The sequence below is a fragment of the Comamonas piscis genome, from assembly GCF_014109725.1.
GTDB lineage: Bacteria > Pseudomonadota > Gammaproteobacteria > Burkholderiales > Burkholderiaceae_C > Comamonas > Comamonas piscis.
In genome coordinates this window covers 3,682,568-3,700,336 of record NZ_CP058554.1, presented here as the reverse complement: position 1 = coordinate 3,700,336, position 17,769 = coordinate 3,682,568, and the positions used below count along the sequence as shown (strand labels likewise).

Annotated in this window: 17 protein-coding genes; 7 read left to right on the top strand and 10 right to left on the bottom strand. The window is 60.3% G+C overall.

The annotated features are described in order from the left end of the window. Positions 1-578: 578 nt before the first annotated feature. Positions 579-1,502 (bottom strand): phospholipase D family protein, encoded by a 924-nt coding sequence (locus HS961_RS16750; protein WP_182323923.1) that lies wholly within the window; start codon positions 1,500-1,502, stop codon positions 579-581. A 397-nt stretch (positions 1,503-1,899) separates the two neighbouring features. Between HS961_RS16750 and HS961_RS16745 the strand changes: the two genes are divergently transcribed. Then, positions 1,900-2,298: a hypothetical protein gene (locus HS961_RS16745; RefSeq protein ID WP_182323921.1), complete on the top strand. Its 399-nt coding sequence runs from the start codon at positions 1,900-1,902 to the stop codon at positions 2,296-2,298. A 22-nt stretch (positions 2,299-2,320) separates the two neighbouring features. Here the strand turns inward: HS961_RS16745 and HS961_RS16740 are convergent, their stop codons facing one another. Then, positions 2,321-3,856: an FAD-dependent monooxygenase gene (locus HS961_RS16740; protein WP_182323919.1), complete on the bottom strand. Its 1,536-nt coding sequence runs from the start codon at positions 3,854-3,856 to the stop codon at positions 2,321-2,323. A 368-nt stretch (positions 3,857-4,224) separates the two neighbouring features. Between HS961_RS16740 and HS961_RS16735 the strand changes: the two genes are divergently transcribed. Together HS961_RS16735 and HS961_RS16730 are read left to right on the top strand one after the other, a co-directional pair. Continuing rightward, complete coding sequence (locus HS961_RS16735; RefSeq protein WP_182323917.1) at positions 4,225-4,995, top strand: ParB-like protein; 771 nt, start codon at positions 4,225-4,227, stop codon at positions 4,993-4,995. 19 nt (positions 4,996-5,014) lie between these two features. After that, a complete protein-coding gene (locus HS961_RS16730; RefSeq protein ID WP_182323915.1) occupies positions 5,015-6,679 on the top strand; it encodes a SulP family inorganic anion transporter in 1,665 nt (554 codons plus the stop codon). Between the two features lie 122 nt (positions 6,680-6,801). Here the strand turns inward: HS961_RS16730 and HS961_RS16725 are convergent, their stop codons facing one another. Next, a complete protein-coding gene (locus tag HS961_RS16725) occupies positions 6,802-8,229 on the bottom strand; it encodes a PLP-dependent aminotransferase family protein (RefSeq protein WP_182323913.1) in 1,428 nt (475 codons plus the stop codon). A 183-nt stretch (positions 8,230-8,412) separates the two neighbouring features. Between HS961_RS16725 and HS961_RS16720 the strand changes: the two genes are divergently transcribed. Beyond that, entirely contained in the window at positions 8,413-8,643 is a 231-nt protein-coding gene (locus tag HS961_RS16720) for a hypothetical protein (RefSeq protein WP_182323911.1), read from the top strand. A gap of 51 nt (positions 8,644-8,694) precedes the next feature. Here the strand turns inward: HS961_RS16720 and HS961_RS16715 are convergent, their stop codons facing one another. Continuing rightward, positions 8,695-9,672 (bottom strand): LysR family transcriptional regulator, encoded by a 978-nt coding sequence (locus HS961_RS16715; RefSeq protein WP_182323909.1) that lies wholly within the window; start codon positions 9,670-9,672, stop codon positions 8,695-8,697. Positions 9,673-9,794: 122 nt separating this feature from the next. Here HS961_RS16715 and HS961_RS16710 point away from each other — a divergent pair, with 122 nt between their 5' ends. From HS961_RS16710 to HS961_RS16700, 3 genes are read left to right on the top strand one after another with little or no spacing between them, the layout of a single operon-like run. Next, the gene (locus tag HS961_RS16710) at positions 9,795-10,778 is read left to right on the top strand and encodes a Bug family tripartite tricarboxylate transporter substrate binding protein (RefSeq protein WP_182323907.1); all 984 of its coding nucleotides are present in this window, start codon (positions 9,795-9,797) and stop codon (positions 10,776-10,778) included. A 46-nt stretch (positions 10,779-10,824) separates the two neighbouring features. Then, the gene (locus tag HS961_RS16705; RefSeq protein ID WP_182328302.1) at positions 10,825-12,261 is read left to right on the top strand and encodes an N-acyl-D-amino-acid deacylase family protein; all 1,437 of its coding nucleotides are present in this window, start codon (positions 10,825-10,827) and stop codon (positions 12,259-12,261) included. Further along, positions 12,258-13,190 carry an N-carbamoyl-D-amino-acid hydrolase gene (locus tag HS961_RS16700; RefSeq protein WP_238347953.1) on the top strand — a complete coding sequence of 311 codons (933 nt, stop codon included), beginning with the start codon at positions 12,258-12,260 and terminating at the stop codon, positions 13,188-13,190. Before HS961_RS16705 ends, HS961_RS16700 begins: the two co-directional genes overlap by 4 nt. A gap of 7 nt (positions 13,191-13,197) precedes the next feature. Here HS961_RS16700 and HS961_RS16695 read toward each other — a convergent pair whose 3' ends face one another. The 6 genes from HS961_RS16695 to HS961_RS16670 all read right to left on the bottom strand — a co-directional run bounded on the left by HS961_RS16695 (position 13,198) and on the right by HS961_RS16670 (position 17,694). Beyond that, a complete protein-coding gene (locus HS961_RS16695; protein ID WP_182323905.1) occupies positions 13,198-13,380 on the bottom strand; it encodes a hypothetical protein in 183 nt (60 codons plus the stop codon). 47 nt (positions 13,381-13,427) lie between these two features. Then, positions 13,428-14,474 carry a nucleotidyl transferase AbiEii/AbiGii toxin family protein gene (locus HS961_RS16690; RefSeq protein ID WP_182323903.1) on the bottom strand — a complete coding sequence of 349 codons (1,047 nt, stop codon included), beginning with the start codon at positions 14,472-14,474 and terminating at the stop codon, positions 13,428-13,430. Continuing rightward, entirely contained in the window at positions 14,404-14,880 is a 477-nt protein-coding gene (locus tag HS961_RS16685) for a DUF6088 family protein (protein ID WP_182323901.1), read from the bottom strand. The genes HS961_RS16690 and HS961_RS16685 overlap by 71 nt, the downstream gene beginning before the upstream one ends. A gap of 87 nt (positions 14,881-14,967) precedes the next feature. After that, positions 14,968-15,795, bottom strand: a complete 828-nt coding sequence (locus HS961_RS16680; RefSeq protein WP_182323899.1) for an SDR family NAD(P)-dependent oxidoreductase — start codon at positions 15,793-15,795, stop codon at positions 14,968-14,970. Positions 15,796-15,822: 27 nt separating this feature from the next. Next, positions 15,823-16,617: a flavin reductase family protein gene (locus HS961_RS16675; RefSeq protein WP_182323897.1), complete on the bottom strand. Its 795-nt coding sequence runs from the start codon at positions 16,615-16,617 to the stop codon at positions 15,823-15,825. Positions 16,618-16,629: 12 nt separating this feature from the next. Next, a complete protein-coding gene (locus HS961_RS16670; protein WP_182323895.1) occupies positions 16,630-17,694 on the bottom strand; it encodes an LLM class flavin-dependent oxidoreductase in 1,065 nt (354 codons plus the stop codon). Positions 17,695-17,769: the final 75 nt, after the last annotated feature.

The following is a 17,769-nucleotide window of genomic DNA, read 5'->3' as shown; positions in this document are numbered from 1 at the left end:
ATAAAGAGGGAGGGCTGCCGGGCAAGCCAGGGGCTGGGCCGGTGGGCGCGGTGCGCTCGGCAGTCTGGAACAAAAAGGGGATGCGCGAACGGACTAGCGGCCGCAGACCTGGGCCAACGGCAAGGCCGAGCCTGTGCGCCAAAGAGCAGGGTGGAAGGGCAGCGCCAAGCGGCGGCTGGGGGCAGGTGTCTGCATGGGAACTCCAGGAAAAGCGCGTCCTAGGCAAACCAGCGGGCGGATGCCGGTGGGGGCTGGTTCGGGGGTGGCTTGGCACAAAGGTCTGACTTGGCAGCGCAGGGTGCGGGGCGAGCCCGGGGCCTGCGGCAGCGATACAGTGGCGCGACCGTGCCGGATTGTCACCGGCTTCTTTGCGAACAAGTGCGGGCCATTCTACTGCCTTTGCTTCATAAAAAGACCGCTTTCCTCTTGATGGATCCATCTCGTTCTAAAGATGCTTGGAATTAGCTTTGTGCCAGCGAGGCTTTTAAGTTGTAAATATCAAAGTTTATTGATGCAGAGATATGGGTTGAGAATTGAATCTGAAATCTCATGATTTTTTGTAAATTTGCAAGAATGAATTAGCTGTTTTGGTGATTGCTTTTGATTCTCCATGGGGGTGTTGATTGAACTGACTCTGCAAAACGTCTAATCTCATCGGAGAAAAAATCGTCATTTTTAATGATGTTAAGAATGGCTTCTATTTTTTCCACAGTGTCGAAATATTTTTTCGTTCCGAATTTACTCGTGATCCATTTTTCCGTCACTGCTCCGGAGCTATTTGTTTTTTTGGATGAATAGTCTAAACTGACTCCTGCGCGAACCAAAATAAGATGGCAGGCCCAGCTGGCAATTTTTCCAAGTCGGTGTCTTTCGATGTTTTCAAATGACTTGCTGATTTGGGTGAATACTTCTTTTTTTACTGCGCGAATTAAATCTTTGGATTCTATTTTGGGGTTGAGTAATGAGCTGGAATTTATTTTGAGCGCCGGGTTTGTTATTGCTTCTAGCTTTAAGCGATCGCGTTTGCGCGATTCCCATTTTACTTTCGCCAGTGCGAGATCTGTCGATGTAATTTCCGTGGCAGCTTTCCAGAGGTCCTCAAACCACACTGCAATTTCTTCGTATTCTTGCGCTGTATTTGGAATGAAGTAACCTGCTTCAATTGTTCTGCTTGCGCTATTATCTTCTCCGCCCAGGCCATTCTTTGACATATTTGCAGACGAGACTACTGCGCCGTCGGTGCTAATAACAACCTTTGCATGAAGTCCAGAGTATTTTAGAACTGTGCAATTTTGCCGCAAGAGAAGATTGCTTATTGCGTCAGGATTACATGCACCTGATTCCAAGTCGCAGATAATTTGACTAGGTCCCTGTATGATTTTTTCAGCACCATCGCCCCAAAAAGCCACAGCCAATCTGGCCGGGGTAGTATGATTTTCATTGGTGAGTAATCGTATTCTTGCTGCTATGCAGGCGCCTGATTTTAGAAACATAGTTTGCATTTTTGATGCCAGCTTTAAAGCATGGTGTGTAAATGGTGCTGCAACCTTTTGTGGTTGTTATGCATAACGTTTTATTAGCGGATCTTTATCTCTGAGCTGGCATGATTGGAAGTGTAATTTTCTAGCCGTTCTAATTCTTGGTAAATTGCTGCCATTTTTTTTAATATTTTTCTCGCTTTTGGGCTTGTATTTTATATGTTTGCATGCTCTGTGGATACTGTTTAAATTTTTAGATTGAATGTATTTAGGGAGTGTCGGGGTGTTGCACATCCTTTTTCGTATAGCGTGATCTCGGAATTCGACAGTGGTGGGACCGACGTCGTGTGGCGAGGTGAGTAAAGCGAAGTGCCTGCGCACTATGGCGTTTGTTAGCATGGCGCAACTCGCCTAATAAATCATGACCAAAAATCGCTACCGCCTGCTAGTCATTGCCACCGTCCTCCTGTTGGTGCTCTCCATCCGCATGGATTTCAGGACCGAGCTGCTGTCCTCACAACATCCGCTGCGCTATCCGATGGCGCTGGAGGGGGAGATGGTAGTGCTGCTGTGCCTCATCCTCCTGGGCTGGACTGCGGGCTTTTATGGCTGCATGCGCTTTCGCTCCTGGGCGCCTGCGCTCAATCTGGTCACGACTGCTTGCGGCTTGTTGTTCATCGTTGGCAACAACTGGCTGTCGGTCGAGTCCTCCTGGGCCCAGGTGCTGGACTTTCTGGCCAATGCGTTGGGTGGGTTGACCTTGATGCTGCCTTACTTCAACGACAAGGTCAGAAAGATGTTTTGGCCGGAGCCGGATTGATGCCCGGCTCAGCGCCAGCGCATTAGCGCTGTTGCCCGGGGCCAAACCAGCGCTGGATAGCTCCTGAAACGTTCTCGGATGGCGCCACACCGTCATCCACCCAGGCGACGATGCCGTCCGGGCGGACCAGCAGCGATCGCAACCCCAGTTCATCAGCGGCACGGCTGGCGATATAGCGGAGGCGGCCCTGCCATCCCATCGCCAAGTCACGCAAAGGTGCAGCGGTATCAAAGTCCAGCAGCAGTCCCTGGCCAGTCTGCAGATGGCTCGCAAGGGTTGAGCCATCGGCCAGTGCAAAGTTTGGCGCGCTGCGGCCCACCAACGGGTGGGGGTCGCCCAGGTCATAGCGCAAGGTGGCGCCCCAGACCCGGTCGGCAAAGTAGGTGGCGCCATCGCGGGTGGCGATCAGGTCGCGCACGATGTCGGCAAGGGCGCGTGTAGCGGGGCTGGGGCGCATCAGGGCGACCTGGGCGCGGGACCAGTCCAGCACCTGGGCGCCAACCGGGTGGCGCTCGGCGATATAGCTGTCCAGCAGGTCCGCTGGCGCATCACCCCGGATCGTGGCAGCCAGCTTCCAGCCCAGGTTCATCGCATCCCCAATGCCCAGGTTGAGGCCCTGGCCGCCCAAGGGCGAGTGGATATGGGCGGCGTCTCCCGCCAGCAGCACGCGGCCCTGGCGGTAGCTGCTGGCCTGGCGGGCGCGGTCGGTCCAGGTGGATGCGAGTTGCAGCGATTGGACCGTCGCATCTGTGCCGCTGACCCGGCGCAGCACCGTTTGCACATGCCCGGCGCTGATGGAGGTGCTGCCGTGGAAGGCGCCGCCATCAAAATCCACCATCGCGATCGTGCCGGGTGGCTGGAAGGTGTACATGCCCGTGTCTGTGTAATGGCGGCCGGGCATAAGTGTGGCGCTGTTGTCCAGCGTGGCCTCTACCGAGTAGCCCGTGAACTCGGGCTCGGTGCCGGCAAAGTCAAAACCCGCTGCTTTGCGGATCTGGCTGCGGCCACCGTCGCAGCCCACCAGCCAGCTGGCTTGTAGCTGTGCATCACCGGCTTGCACCAGCACGCCGTCGGGCAACTGCGCAATATCGGTCACACGAGCGCCACGGCGCAGCTCCACGCCCAGGTCTGCCGCACGCTGTGCCAGCACCGATTCGAGGCGCTCCATCGTCGTGGGCATGCTTTCGCTGGCGGGGCTGGGTAGGCGGTAGGGCCAGGCGGCGGTGTCGATCTGGTCCTGGAAGAACTGCATGCCCGCAAAATGCCCGCCGGGCCGGCGCGCATGCTGCATCCAGTGGGGGCGCGATACGGAGGGGGCGCTGTCGCTGTGCACGGGCGCGGTAACGGCATCCAGCAAGCCCCGGCGCTGCAGCGCCTCCAGCGTGGGGATGTTGAGGCCGCGAATGCCAAAGGGCGCTTGCTTGAGGGGGGCGTGCGGGTGGGGAGCTTGCTCCAGCACCAGCACGGAGCAATGGGCGAGCCGCAGCTCGCAACTGAGCAGCAGACCCACGGGGCCTGCACCAACAATGATGACGTCGTAATGGGGGATCGTAGGCATGGACATGTCCTCTCTCGTTTGACCGTTCGGCCGGAGTGATTCTTTGTCTTGAGAACCCCTGGGACGAACCGATGGCCGCATGGAGATGCGGTGCAAGTTCGTCGTGGGGACCCATGCGCGGGCAGAGTCAGCGCTTCCGTGTGGAAGGACTTGGGCTTACCAAACCAAGTCTGCCTTTTTCGACGGGCGGATTATAGCGCTGGTGCCAAAGTGCTTGCTGCTGGTGCTGCACTGCGGGGCTGAATGGCTCGATAGCACGCGGGCCGCAGCGATTTCTTTCAATGGCAGCAGCAAGCACCACAAATAGGATCAAAATGCCTGATCGCCTCTGAGTTCACTCCAACCAATTCTTAGAAAGTGAAGCCGCCATGCGCGCCAAGCAGCAACTGCAGCGGGTCTTGATCAGCGATCTGCGTCCCACCCAGATTACGGTGGGGGCCATTGAGGTGGCGGCCAAGCGCCGAGATTGGGCGGGGATGAAGCCCAAGGCGCGCGAGCAGCTGCTGAACACGCACTGGTTCCCGACGGTGGTGGGGCCGCATGGCGAGTGCTATATCGTCGACCACCACCACCTGGGCCAGGCGCTGATCCAGGAAGGGGTGAAGTACGCCTGGGCGGTGCAGCTGGCGGACTTTTCCAATATGGAGGTGCAGCTGTTCTGGCGGCTGATGGCCTTCCGCCACTGGGCGCATTCCTTTGATGAGCATGGCGCCCAGTGCGAGTACACCGCCATCCCGGGCAGGCTGGCAGCGCTGCGCGACGACCCCTACCGCAGCCTGGCGGGCGAGGTGCGCAGCCATGGTGGCTTCTCCAAAGAGTCGGAGCCCTATGTGGAGTTTTTGTGGGCGGATTTTTTCCGCAGCCACTTTAGTCGTGACGCGCTCAAGCCCAATGCCAAAGGCTTGCTGAGCGCTAAGGTGCTGGCCCAGGCGATCAAGATTGCGCATGGCAGCACGGCGCAGAATCTGCCGGGCTGGACGGGGCTGCTGGATGCCGCTTTGCCGGTCAGTGCCTCCCTGTGTACCGATGACAAGGATGACCTCTCCCACGGCGCAGCCAAAGGTGGGGCCAAGGACAAGCTAAAGGACAAGTCCAAACCGCAGTCCAAATCCAGACCACAGTCCAAGTCCAAGGACTGACGAGCCACCCCGCAGCACCATGACCATCGCTTTGCGCCCCAGCCGTGCCGATGCGCTTGCCGCCCTGTCGATGGCGGGGCTGCTGCTGCCCGAAGCGGTGGCCTACAGCAGCATCGCAGGCCTGCCGCCGCAGGCAGGCGTGATTGGCTTGCTGGCGGGGTTGCTGACCTATGGCATCACCGGCAGCAGCCGCTTTGCGATTGTGTCGGCCACCTCGTCATCGGCGGCGGTGCTGGCCTCGGCGATGAACTCGGTGCTGCATGTCAGCACCGATGCGCAGCACATGATGGGCCTGGCGATGGTGCTGCTGGCGGGCATCTACTTCATCTTTGCCGGGCTGGCCCGCATGGGCAGCATCTCCAACTTTATCGCCAAGCCGGTGCTGACCGGCTTCTCGCTGGGGCTGGCGCTGACGATTGCAATCAAGCAGTTGCCCAATGCCGTGGGCGTGCACCCGGCGCACAGCGATATCTTCCGCTTCAGCTATGAGCTGCTGCAGCAGTGGCCGCAGTGGAACTTGGCGGGGCTGGCCCTGCTGGTCGCGGCGCTGGTGCTGCTGCGCTTGTTGCGCCGATGGCCGCTGGTGCCGGCGGCGCTGTTGGTGATCGTCATCGGCATTGCGCTGGATGCGACGGGTTACTGCGCACGCTGGGGCATTGCCCCGGTGGGGGCGATGCAGCTGGGCTTTTCGCATCCCAGCCTGCCCAGCTTGGCGTTTGCCGAGTGGTTGCGCGTGGGCCAGCTGGCGGCGGCGCTGGCGCTCATTCTGTATGCCGAGTCCTATGGCTCGATCCGCAATTTTGCAGTGCGCCATGGCGACAAGGTCCAGTCCAACCGCGACCTGATGGCGCTGGGCCTGTCGAATGTGGTGTCCAGCCTTTTTCAGGGGATGCCGGTAGGGGCGGGTTATTCGGCCACTTCGGCCAATGAGGTGGCGGGCGCGCAGAGCAAGGCTGCGGGCCTGCTGACGGCGGCGCTGATCGCGCTGCTGCTGTGGCTGTGCCTGCCCTGGATTGAGAAAATCCCCGAGCCGCTGCTGGCCGCGATTGTGATGTTTGCGGTGAGCCATACGCTCAGCCTGAAGAGCGTGCGGCCTTATTTTCAGTGGCGGCGCGACCGCACGCTGGTGGTGCTGGCCTTTCTCGCGGTGCTGGTGTTTGGCGTGCTCGATGGCCTGTTGGTCTCGATGGGCGTCAGCATCTTGCTGCTGCTGCGTGACTATGCCCAGCCCCGCTTGAGTTGGCTGGCGCGCCTGCCCGGCTCGCATGATTTTGTGGATGTGGCGCACTATGCCAATGCCGAGCAGCCTGCCGGCATGCTGATTGCCCGCCCGGCCGAGCCGCTGTTCTTTGGCAATGCGGAGCCTACCCTGGGCCTCATGGCGCGCCGGGTGGTGGACCAAAAGCAGGCGGCCGGTGCCGCACCCTTGCACACCTTGGTGCTGAGCCTGGAGGCCACTTCAGACCTGGATGGAACCACCATCATCGCGCTGAGCGAGTTTGCGACCTTGCTGGAGAAGCAGCAGGTGTGCCTGGTCATCGCCCGCGCCAGAAACCGGGTCCGGGAAGTGCTGGAGCGTGCGCAGATTCCGCAGCTGCCTGCCGATGCGTATGCGGCCTTTAGCGTGGATGATGCGGTCACGGCGGCCTTGGCTGGGGCATCCAGTCAGGCGACGGCTGGTTGATGCTGAAAGCAGCGAAGCACTGCCATGTCCGCGTGGAACACAGACTGGTGGATTTCAAAGAGCGTGGGGAGCGCGCTGGTTGGGGCAGGACGCAAGTGCATGGGGCTTTGAACGAGGGGGCGTCAAACCACCGCTGTCGTGAACGGATCCGGCCGCCGTGCCAGTAGCTGCGACAGCCGCTGGAGACCAGCCTGCAAGCGCCCTCGGTCCTTGATGCTGCCCAGGGAAATGCGTATGGCATTGACGGTGCCCGTGCCTGTGCCTGTGCCCGCGCCCGTGTCCCTGCCCGTTTCTGCAGTGCCAGTGGTGAAGGCTTCTGCCGGGGTGACGGCGATGCCCTCGCTGTGTGCCGCTTGCGCGAGCTGTGTGGGGCTCCAATACCCCGGCAGTTCGAGCCAGACATGCAGGCCATCGCCCGCGCCGCTGTAGCGGCCGGCCAGCAGATCGCGCGCCATGCGGTGGCGCAGGCGGGCCTCTTTGCGCACACCCTCCATCAGCCCATAGGCAGAGCCGTCCAGAATCCACTGCGTTGCCAGCGCGGCCGACAGCGGCGAGACCATCAGCGCAAAGGCGCGCAGCGCGGCAAGAAAGCGCTCGCGCAGGACTGGATCGCGCACCAGCACAAAGGCCACGCGCAGGCCGGGTGTCAGGCATTTGGACAAGGTGGAGATATAGAGCACCTGCTCCGGCGCCAGGCTTGCTAGTGGTGGCGGGGGCGCTTCGGCCAGCAGCCAGTAGGGGTCGTCCTCGACGATGCGGACGTTGTAGCGCTGGGCAACAGCAACCAATGCCTGGCGCCGGTCCAGCGGCATCGTGGTTGCAGTGGGGTTCTGCAAGGTGGGATTGAGGTAGAGCAGCGCCGGCTGGTGCTGGCGGCAGGCCTGCTCCAGGCTGTCGGGCCGCATGCCATGCGGGTCGGTGGGCACGGCGATGAGCTGCCGGCCCAACTGCGTCGCTGCGGCCCGCAGGCCGGGGTAGCCGATGGACTCGGCCAGAATCACATCGCCGGGTTCGGTCAGCACCAGGATGGAGGCGGCAATCGCCGCCTGCGCGCCCGGGCAGACGACCAACTGCTCGGCATCGACTGCCCCAAACATCGGCTGGAGCCATTGGGCGCCGGCCTGGCGGTCCACATCGCTGCCGCCGCCCAGGTGGTAGGTCATCAGCAGCGCAGCATCCGCTCCCATCAAGACCTGCGCCAGGCCTTGCTTCAACAGATCGTCAAAGTCCAGCCCGGCGGGCGGCGGAGGGGTGTTCATGCCCAGGTCAAGCACCGCCGTCAGCTCCACCTTGGGTGCCGCAATATAGGTGCCCCGCGCGCCGCGCCCTTCCAGCAGGTTGCGGCGCCTGGCCTCGTCATAGGCGCGGGTGATGGTTGTCAGATCCACATCCAGCAAGGCCGCCAGGTGGCGCTGGGGGGGCAGGCGATCCCCGGGTTTCAGCAGCCCATCGGCCACGGCCGCTTGCAAGGCATCGGCAATCTGCAAAAAGCGCGGCCCGCCACGCGCGGCCAATCGCGGCAACCAGGGGGGGGTGTCGTCTTCTTGCATGGTTTTGCCAGGGGATGTATGCACTGAGCCTTGGACAATTTGTCCGCATGTATGGAAATTGCTTTTGCGTAATATGCACCAGAACGTGCAGCGGCCCATGCTTGTATGGCAATCGCTGGCGTTGTGGCCTCATGCATCGTTGGGGCTCGGACAGTGCCAAGTCATTGGCTGGAAATTTGCAAAATGATCGATTGGATCCCCGTAGTCTTCGTCATCTTCAAGCTGAGCATGTTCAGCACCTGCATGTTCTTTGCCATCAAGTGGCATTACGACCAGGGCAAAAAAGGCGGCGACCCGCGTGCCGTGTTGCGCGCAGGCGGCAAGGTGGCGGCGATTTTTATGTTGGCGCTGCTGCTGCTGGGGCTGCTGACTTTTACCTTGGTCAGAACGATGGGTTTGGATTTAGCGTTTTGATGGGCGTCAGCCCTTTCCAGCGATCCCGGGCTGAGGGTCTGCAAAAAATGCTCAGGCGGTGCCGGTGTTCTTGGTGTCCGAAGGCCGAGGACTAGTCGCCGTCAGCTGCTTCACCACCGCATGCAGCGCATCGATGAATTGCTGGCCTGCTGCCGAGCAAGGCTGCCGGGCGGATGTGATGGTCCAGATGTCGGAGTACACATCGGTCGTCAGCGGCCTGACGACGATGTCGTGGCGGGGAATATGCGGCATGCATGAAGCGTCCACAATGGCAGCCCCCAATCCCGTCTGAACGCAGCTGAGGGCAATGGCGGGCGAGCGGACCTGAATGCTCGCTGAGCTGGCATCCATCGCCAGCGCCGACGCACAAAGGCGCCCCAGCGGGGTGTCTGGGGGGTAGCCGATCCAGGCGGTGCCACACAGTTCGATGGGATCCACGGTGGGGCGATCTGCAAGCGGGTGCTGCGGCGGCAGTACGCATACCAGGTGCTGGCGCCCAATCAAGCGGGATTTCAAGCCCGGGTGGTTTGATTCCACCAAGGAAACACCCACATCCGCTTGAGCGGACAGCAAGTACTCCGGCAATTCGTCATAGGTCGCCGTGCGAAAGTCGACGCGCAACTGGGGGCTGTATCGCATCAGTTGCTGCAGCGCCTGCGGAATCAAGGTGTTGGCAAACGTGGCACTGCAGGCCAAGTGCAAAGTGGCCACGCCGGCATGACCGATGCGCTGGGCCAGGCTATTGAGGCGATCGAGACCTCGGTACACATCGCGCGCCTCCTCGTGCAGGCGCTGGGCTTCTGGCGTGGGTTGCAGTCGCCTTCCTTGTCGCTCAAACAGCAAATACCCCAGACGGGCTTCGCAGTGTGCCAGCGCGCGGCTCAGGGCTGGTTGCGATACATGCAAGGCCAAGGCCGCACCGCTGATGGTGCCGGTGGTCATGATGGCGTGGAACACCTCCAGCTGCCGCATGTTGAGTGCGCGGGCGCGGATGGCGGGTGTACTGGCTTCCGGCGAATGGCTTGGCATGTGGGGTAAACCCCTGGTCGATATAACTTTGTTTGTGAATGCACCGACATTTTTCAATTTGGGCGCGGTCGGCTTGTCCTTTACGCTGCAAGCAATATTCAGACCCATGAAAGAACCAAGCCATGAACCGTCGCCTTCTGAACCGTTTTGCCCTCCTGATGCCCCTTGTTTTATTGGCTGTGCAGTCGGGCCCTAGCGCTGCTCAAGGCAACGCTGGCCAAGCCATTAACTTTGTCGTTCCCTCCGCTGCCGGTGGCTCTCCGGACGTGCTGAGCCGCATCATCACCAACCAATGGTCGCAGAATGCCCATCGTCCGGTGATTGTCGAAAACAAGCCTGGCGCCGCAGGCAATATCGGCATGGTGCAGGTGATCAAGGGTAATGAGCTTACCGTTGGCTACGGAAATATCAACACCCTTGCGGTGAATCGCGCGCTGTTCTCCACCTTGCCTTATGACGTGGACAAGGACCTGGTCCCCGTGTCGCACCTCTTCAACCTCTACAACGTACTGATCGTTCCAGCGGCATCCAGCGCCCACTCCGTCAAGGATTTGCTGACCGAAGCACGCAAGAACCCCGGCAAGCTTTCTTATGGGGCATCGGGCGTCGGCACCACGGGCCACATGAGTGGTGAGCTGCTCAACCACCTGGAAAAGCTGAACACGGTTTTTGTTCCCTACCAAGGCGGGCCGGCTGCCCTGCAGGATCTGATGGGCGGGCGCTTGGACTATATGTTCATCAACAGCTCTGAATCCGTGCCGCTCATCAAGTCGGGCAAGGTGCGTGCGCTGGCGGTGACCCAACTGGGCAAGCGTATCGAGCAGCTGCCCGATGTGCCGACCATGGACGAGGCGGGCGTCAAGGGCTACGAGATCGTCTCCTGGGGTGGCGTGGTGGGCAATCGCAAGATGACACCGGAGCAAGCCAAGGCGCTGGCGGCCGACCTGGACAAGGTGTTGAAGACGTCCAACGTACGGGAAAGCCTGAATGGCCTGGGCGCCCAGCCGGTGGGTGGGACGCCCGAAGATTTCAAGCAACTGATTGCCCGCGAGACGAAGAAATGGACCGACATCATCCAGTCCAGCAAGATCGAGAAGCTGAACTGATCAGCCCCTGAAAGAGAAGGCAAACGTGCTGATATTCAAGAATGCGATGGTGATCGATGGGACTGGCCAACGGGCGTTCAGCGGAGACCTTTCGGTTGATGGAGACAGGATTGCCCAGGTGGGGGAGCTGCAGGCCCAGGCCGGCGATACCGTCATCGACCTTCAGGGTCTGGCCATTGCACCGGGCTTCATCGATTCACATACCCATGACGATGGCTACCTGCTGGTGCATCCCGACATGGTGCCCAAAGTATCCCAAGGTATTACGACGGTGGTCACCGGCAACTGTGGCATCAGCTTGGCGCCGCTGGTGCAGCAAAGCCTGCCGCAGCCGTTGGACCTGCTGGGCCCTCCCGAGCTGTTTCGCTTTGGGCGCTTTGGGGAGTGGGTGCAGGCCTTGCAAGCGCAGCCTGCTGCGGTGAATGTCATTCCGTTGGTGGGCCACACGACCTTGCGCGTCAATGTGATGGCGGACCACCAGCGTGAAGCCACAGATGACGAGTGTGCGCAGATGCGTGACCTGCTGACCGAAGCGCTGGACGAAGGAGCGTTTGGCATCTCGACCGGTACCTTTTACCCGCCTGCACGCCATGCTTCAACACGAGAACTGTTGGAGGTCTGCCAGCCCCTGCGCGGCCGCCAGGCCGTGTATGCCACCCATCTGCGGGATGAGGCGGATGACATTGTCCCCGCGATGCAAGAAGCATTGGCGGTAGGGCGCGAGGCAGACTGCCGGGTGGTTTTCTCCCACCACAAACTGGCAGGAGAGCGCAACCACGGTCGTTCAGAGGAGACGCTGGCGTTGATCCGGGAGGCCAGTAGCAAACAGCCCGTCTGCGTGGACTGCCATCCCTATCCCGCCACATCCACCATGCTGCGGCTCGACCGGGTTCGTCTGGCCAGCCGCACCATGATCACCTGGTCCAGCGCTTGCCCTGAAGCCAAAGGGCGGGACTTTGCCGACTTGCAGCAGGAATGGGGTTTGGACGATGAAGCGCTGCTGGCGCGGCTGTCACCGGCCGGGGCCATCTACTTCTTGATGGACCAGGGAGATGTGGACCGCATCTTTGCGTTCCCGCTCACCATGGTGGGATCCGATGGCCTGCCGTTTGATCCGCATCCCCATCCACGCCAGTGGGGCACCTTTACCCGTGTGCTGCGGCGCATGGTGCGCGAATGTGGATTGCTGTCGCTGGAGGAAGGCATCCATCGGATGACCGGATTGGCAGCAGAGCAATATGGACTGGCCCAACGTGGACGTTTGCAACCAGGCTGGTTTGCCGACCTGGTGGTGTTCGATCCTCAGCGTGTGACGGACAAAGCCAGCTTTGAAGACCCTGTGCAGGCCAGCCAGGGAATCGAACAAGTCTGGGTCAATGGTCGGCAGGTGTGGGATGGCCACCAACCCACAGGTGCGCGCCCAGGGCAAGTGCTGCGCCGAACAGAGCCTCAAGAGAAAACGCAAAAGGAGTGCGTGCAATGACAACAAGAAAACTAGGTTTGGCAGTGGCCCAGATGGGGCCGGTGCATTTGTCGGATAGCCGGGGCGCCGTGGTCCGGCGCTTGGTGGCCATGCTGCGGGAGGCCAAGTCCCGGGGTGCTGAGATGGTGGTGTTTCCGGAGTTGGCGTTGACGACCTTCTTCCCGCGCTATTGGATGGAAGAGGCAGAGGCCCAAGCAAGATTTTTTGAAGCACAGATGCCCAATACGGATGTTCAGCCGTTGTTTGACGCAGCCCGTGAGTTAGGCGTGGGCTTCTATCTGGGCTATGCGGAATTGGCAGAAGACGGGCGACCCTACAACACAGCGGTACTGGTCAACCGGAAGGGAGAAATCAGCGGCAAATACCGCAAGATCCATTTGCCTGGGCATATGGAGCACAAGCCGGAGGCGCCATTCCAGCATCTGGAGAAAAAATACTTTGATGTCGGCAACCTGGGATTCCGGGTTTTCGAGTCCGAGGCAGTCAAGTACGGCATGTGCCTGTGCAACGACCGCCGCTGGCCGGAGACCTACCGCGTGATGGCTTTGCAAAGTGCAGAGGTGGTCATGCTGGGCTACAACACGCCGTCGCTCAATATCCATTGGAATGAGCCGGTGCATCTGCGCACAACCACCCATCTGGTTTCATTGCAGGCCAATGCCTACCAGAATGGAATTTGGGTGGCTGCGGCCGCTAAATGCGGTTCGGAAGATGGCCACCACATGATCGGCAGCTCCGTCATCGTTGCTCCCACCGGGGAGATCGTGGCGCGCACGCTGACCCAGGAAGATGAAGTGATTTGCGTCAGCGCCGATCTATCGCTGGGTGAACATTTCCGCCAGCACGTATTCAATTTCGCCAAGCACCGCAGGCCTGAGCACTACCGTTTGATTGTGGACCGGGTGGGCGCGGGCGATCCGCTTCCCTGAACCGGTCTCACAGGTTGCTGACGCCTGGATTGGTGGCTTGCACCAAGCCAGGCTGCTGCTTCTCAGCACCCAACTCCCCCTGCCCATAAGCCCGAGGAATATGCGTCATCAGCGAATGGCTGAAACCACCATCAACCACCAGATCCGCACCATGGACATAGCTGGCCCGGGGGCTGGCGAGGAAGACCACCGCCTGGGCGAGTGCACTGGCGGAACCAACGCGATATGACCTGTGGCTTAGCGCAGCAGCTCCGTGGCAACGTCACGAAATTTCTCAAAAACCTCTTCAAAGGGCGGAACCTCGATATAGACCAAGGGCGCCAAGCGGGTTTTGAAATCCTTTTCAATTTCCGCAAGGGGAAGGTCTCTGAGGGTGTGTTGAAGAACGCCCATCGGCTCGTTTCTGAACGCTGGATACTGCGCTCCGAATTGCAAGGCATCTGCGGCCACCAACTGCGGGAAGAGACGCTTGGAGCGACCCAGCAGTTCTGGGTCGTCTTCAGTCATGCGCCAGATGTCATACACATGCCGAACCAAAGCCGTGTCAAAAGCTCCGCGGTGATTGCCGGACATCCTCCAGGCATAGCGGCGCAGGAAGGACAGCGCTTTCTCGGCAAGTGTTATTTCTCGGGAGACACAGGGAATCTCAAAAGCGTCTGGGTCTTGCATTCCCAGCAGTTGCCGGTGCAGGTAGCCCACTTTCAGCATTTCATGCGCAATGGGCGTTGATTGGGCCTTGAGTTCCAGCTTCAATGCTGCTCGAAGTGCGGGTGCTGCCAGCGCCTGGCTTTCCCCGGACTCGGCGTAGTCCAACTCAAGCTCGTAGTAACGGCGCCCGTCGAGGACGATCGGGTTTTTGTCTTGCGGAGTGTATGGCTCGGCTATGGAAAAGCCGTCCTTGACCAGGGATTGCTCCAGGACTCTGTGCAAAGCGCGCAATCGGCTTTCGACAGATACCAGCGAGCCCACTTTGTAGCCTTGCGGCACTTCTGTTAAATGAAGCTTGAAGTCAATGTCTTCGGACATGCGTTGGATGGTTCCATGCGCTTTGGCAAGGCAGGTTCCGCCAGCGAACACCATATCCATAGCCAGCACTTGCGTCTCAGGAGCATTCGTGTCGCGTGTATCGACCAAACGCGCGTGCTCGACACGCGGCAGCCTTGCAATCAGCCGCAACGCATCGGTTAAATGCGCGTCTTTGACAATGACGCTGTCAGGCAGGTTCGGCAGCTCGTAAGCCGCGTCTTGCAGCTCCTGCCTGATGTGCGGAGGAAGGCTTCTCATAGATCAGCTTTTGTGCACCGGCCTGCACGGTTCGGGTAATGCGTCGTTTGCCTGTTGAAATGCTGAGACGACCGGGGAGCTGGGTGGTCCGTCTGTCGTTGTAATTCCGTGTGGCCTGGCTGGGGTAAATCTCTACGCCAAGTCGCTTGAAGACTTCTTCAACGAGCTCCGACATGGAGATGTCGGGGACGGGTGCTCCCGTTAAAGAGCTGGGTCTTGCTCGGACATAGACGCCTGAACTGACGCGCAAAATGCGCCCTTCGTCGATGAATCGGCTCAATGTTCGCGACAACTGGCTGGGGCTGCCAAAGCGCTCAAAGTCTGAGCGCAGCATCACTTTTTTCTGGCTGCGGTCCAGCGAGCGTTGGATGCGCTCTGCCGTTGTGATGCTGAAACCTTTACTCATAGTGCTTAGGATTTTATCAAAAAACCAATATACAGCAAGAGTTTATGGATGCAAGAGATGCCCATCGATGGGTATATTTTGTGTGCGTCAGGTTCTCGGAACAGGCTGCTTTGCACCCAACTCCCCCTGCCCATAAGCCCGAGGAATATGCGTCATCAGCGAATGGCTGAACCCGCCATCGACCACCAGATCGGCACCATGGACGTAGCTGGCCCGGGGGCTGGCGAGGAAGACGACTGCCTGGGCGAGTTCTTCGATTTGGCCGATGCGGCGCAGCGGTACGACCTGTTCGCGGCGGGCGCGGTCGTCGGGGTTGCGGTAGAAGCGCTCACTCAGCGGGGTCACAAACAGGCCGGGGCTGACGGTGTTGCAGCGGATGCCGGCGGGGCCCCATTCCAGGCACATTTGCGCAGTCAGCATGCGGATGGCGGCCTTGCTCATGCTGTAGCCGCCGCTCAGCGGTTGGGCGTTTTGGGCGGAGATGGAGGCGATGTTGACAATGGCGCGAGGCAGGCTCGCGTCGGAATGGCGGTAGAAGGCCTGGCCCATGCGCAGGTAGCCGCCCAGGTTGATCTGCAGCTGGCGTTCCCAAACGGCAGGATCCAGCTCGGCCAGCGGCGCGGCGCTGGTGATGGCGGCGTTGTTGACCAGCACGCTGGGGCCGGCGCCCCAGTGCTGTTGCAGCGTTTGAAAGGCGGCCTCTACCGCAGCGGGCGATGAGACATCGGCGCGGATGGGCAGCAGGCGTTGGGCATCGGGATAGGTGCTGGCGAGCTGTGCCAGTGCATCGCTGTCGTGGTCCAGCACGGCCACACGGCAGCCGCTCGCCAGCAGCGCCTGCACGATGCCCGAACCCAGTCCTTTGGCGCCGCCGGTGACGACGCAGATGCTTTGGTCCAATTGCAACCAGTCCATGCTTCAAAGCCCCTTTCTGGTCTGCAATCAGGCTGCCAAGGGCACCAGCTTGTGGGTGCTGGCGTTGAAGTTGACCACCGGGTTGGCGCTGTTGCAGGAGGATTTGCGGATCTTGCCGACCACCAGCTTGTGCGTGCCCAGGGTGTGGGTGCAAACGATGTCACATTCCATGCTGGCCAGCGCGTCGCTCAGCACGGGCAACTGGTGTTCACTGCTGTGCCAGCGGCCTTCCTTGAAGCGGGCCTCGCCCTGCGGCTGGCTCAGAAAGCTGGCGATGATCTGGCTGTGTTCCTCACCCAGCACATTGGCCACAAACTTGCCGGTTTGCAGCAAGGTATCGCCCATCGACGAGGCGCTGTGCGCAAAGAAGCCGACCATGGGGGGCTCGGCCGAGATGGAGGTGAGGCTGGATACGATCATGCCGGCGACATCCTTGCCCTGGCCGGTGGTCACGGCGCTGATGCCGGCCGGCAGGGCGCGCATGGCGGCCTTGAAGTCGGCGACCGAGACGACCTGGTCTTCCGCCGCCAAGGTGATGTGCGCGCGCACCTGGCCTTGGTCGTTGACCCAGCCGTGCTGCTGCGCATAGGCCAGCATGGCGGCAAAGCCGGTGTCCCATTCGCTGTCTGCGGCCTGGCAGGCCAGAAAGCGCAGCACCTGCGGAAAGAGCCAGACATGGCTGTCGCCGTCGCGCGTGCCGATGCGGGTCAGGGCCTGCGCGAGCTGGGGCTCGGGCTGGGGTTCGATCAGCACATCGAGTGCCCGAAAATTGTGGGCATCCATCAGGCTGATGGAGCCGCAGTTGCTGAGGTGAACGCGCATGGCCCTGTCTCCTTAAGCCAGCGCTACGGCCTGGCCCACTTCTTTTTTCACGGCGGGAATGATCTTGTCGCCCCAGAGCTCGATCTGCTTGAGCATGGTCTTCTGGTCGAAGTCGCCCAGCTGGGTTTGCAGCGCAATGTGCTTGGGCTTGAGGATGCTGATCTCTTCGAGCAGCTTGTCGATCACTTCGTTGACCGAGCCGACGGGCAGGTTCTTGCGCAGCTGCTCGAAGGTAGGGTCGGTTTCGGTCGGCACTTCCTTGACCATATAGCCGTCTTCCGACTGGGCGCGGCGGAACTTGAGGCTCTCCGAGATGCGGCGCTGAAAGCGTGCGCAGTCCAGGTAGGCATTGATTTCCGATTCATGGTCCGAGGCATAGCCGCAGCGCAGAAAGCCGAACTTCACATCGTTGTCCAGGTCCTTGCCTTCGGCCGTCGCGATGTTCTCCAGCTTGGTGCGCAGGCCGGCAATGGCCTCGTTGCCATTGAGCAGCGCGGTGACAAACAGGTTGTGGCCTTCGCGCACGCCACGGCCCAGGGTGACCGGGTTGCCCGAGGTGACCCAGAGCGGGGGCATCGGGTCTTGCACGCAGCGCACGGCGATGGAGCTGGGCGGCATATTTAGGAACTCGCCCTGGTATTCGAATATTTTCTGGGTCAGGGCTTTGGGAATAATGTCGAGAAACTCATTGAAGATCGCGCCGGAATTGGCGATCTCGACGCCAAAGCGTTCAAATTCAAACTGCTGGTAGCCCGAGCCTACGCCCAGTTCGAGTCGCCCATTGGACACCGTATCGACAAAGCCGACCTCGGCCAGGAAGCGGGCGGGGTGGTAGAGTGGCAAAATACACACCGCCGTGCCCAGGCGAATGGTTTTGGTTTTAGCCGCTGCATGGGCCACGGTCATTAATGGCGATGGCGACAGCGAATAATTATTGAAATGGTGCTCGGCATACCAGGCAGTATTGAAACCTGCTTGTTCTGCCACCACGGTTTGTTCGATGGAGTTGTTGATAACGTCCTGAGAGCGCTGGTGGTAGCCGCGCTGCTGCGCCAGAATGAATACGCCAAATTCCATGATGTCTCCTTGATGTTGGGCAATATGGAATCATTCTAGGGCTGGGGTCAGGAGATCTGTATGCGTGAAATTCGA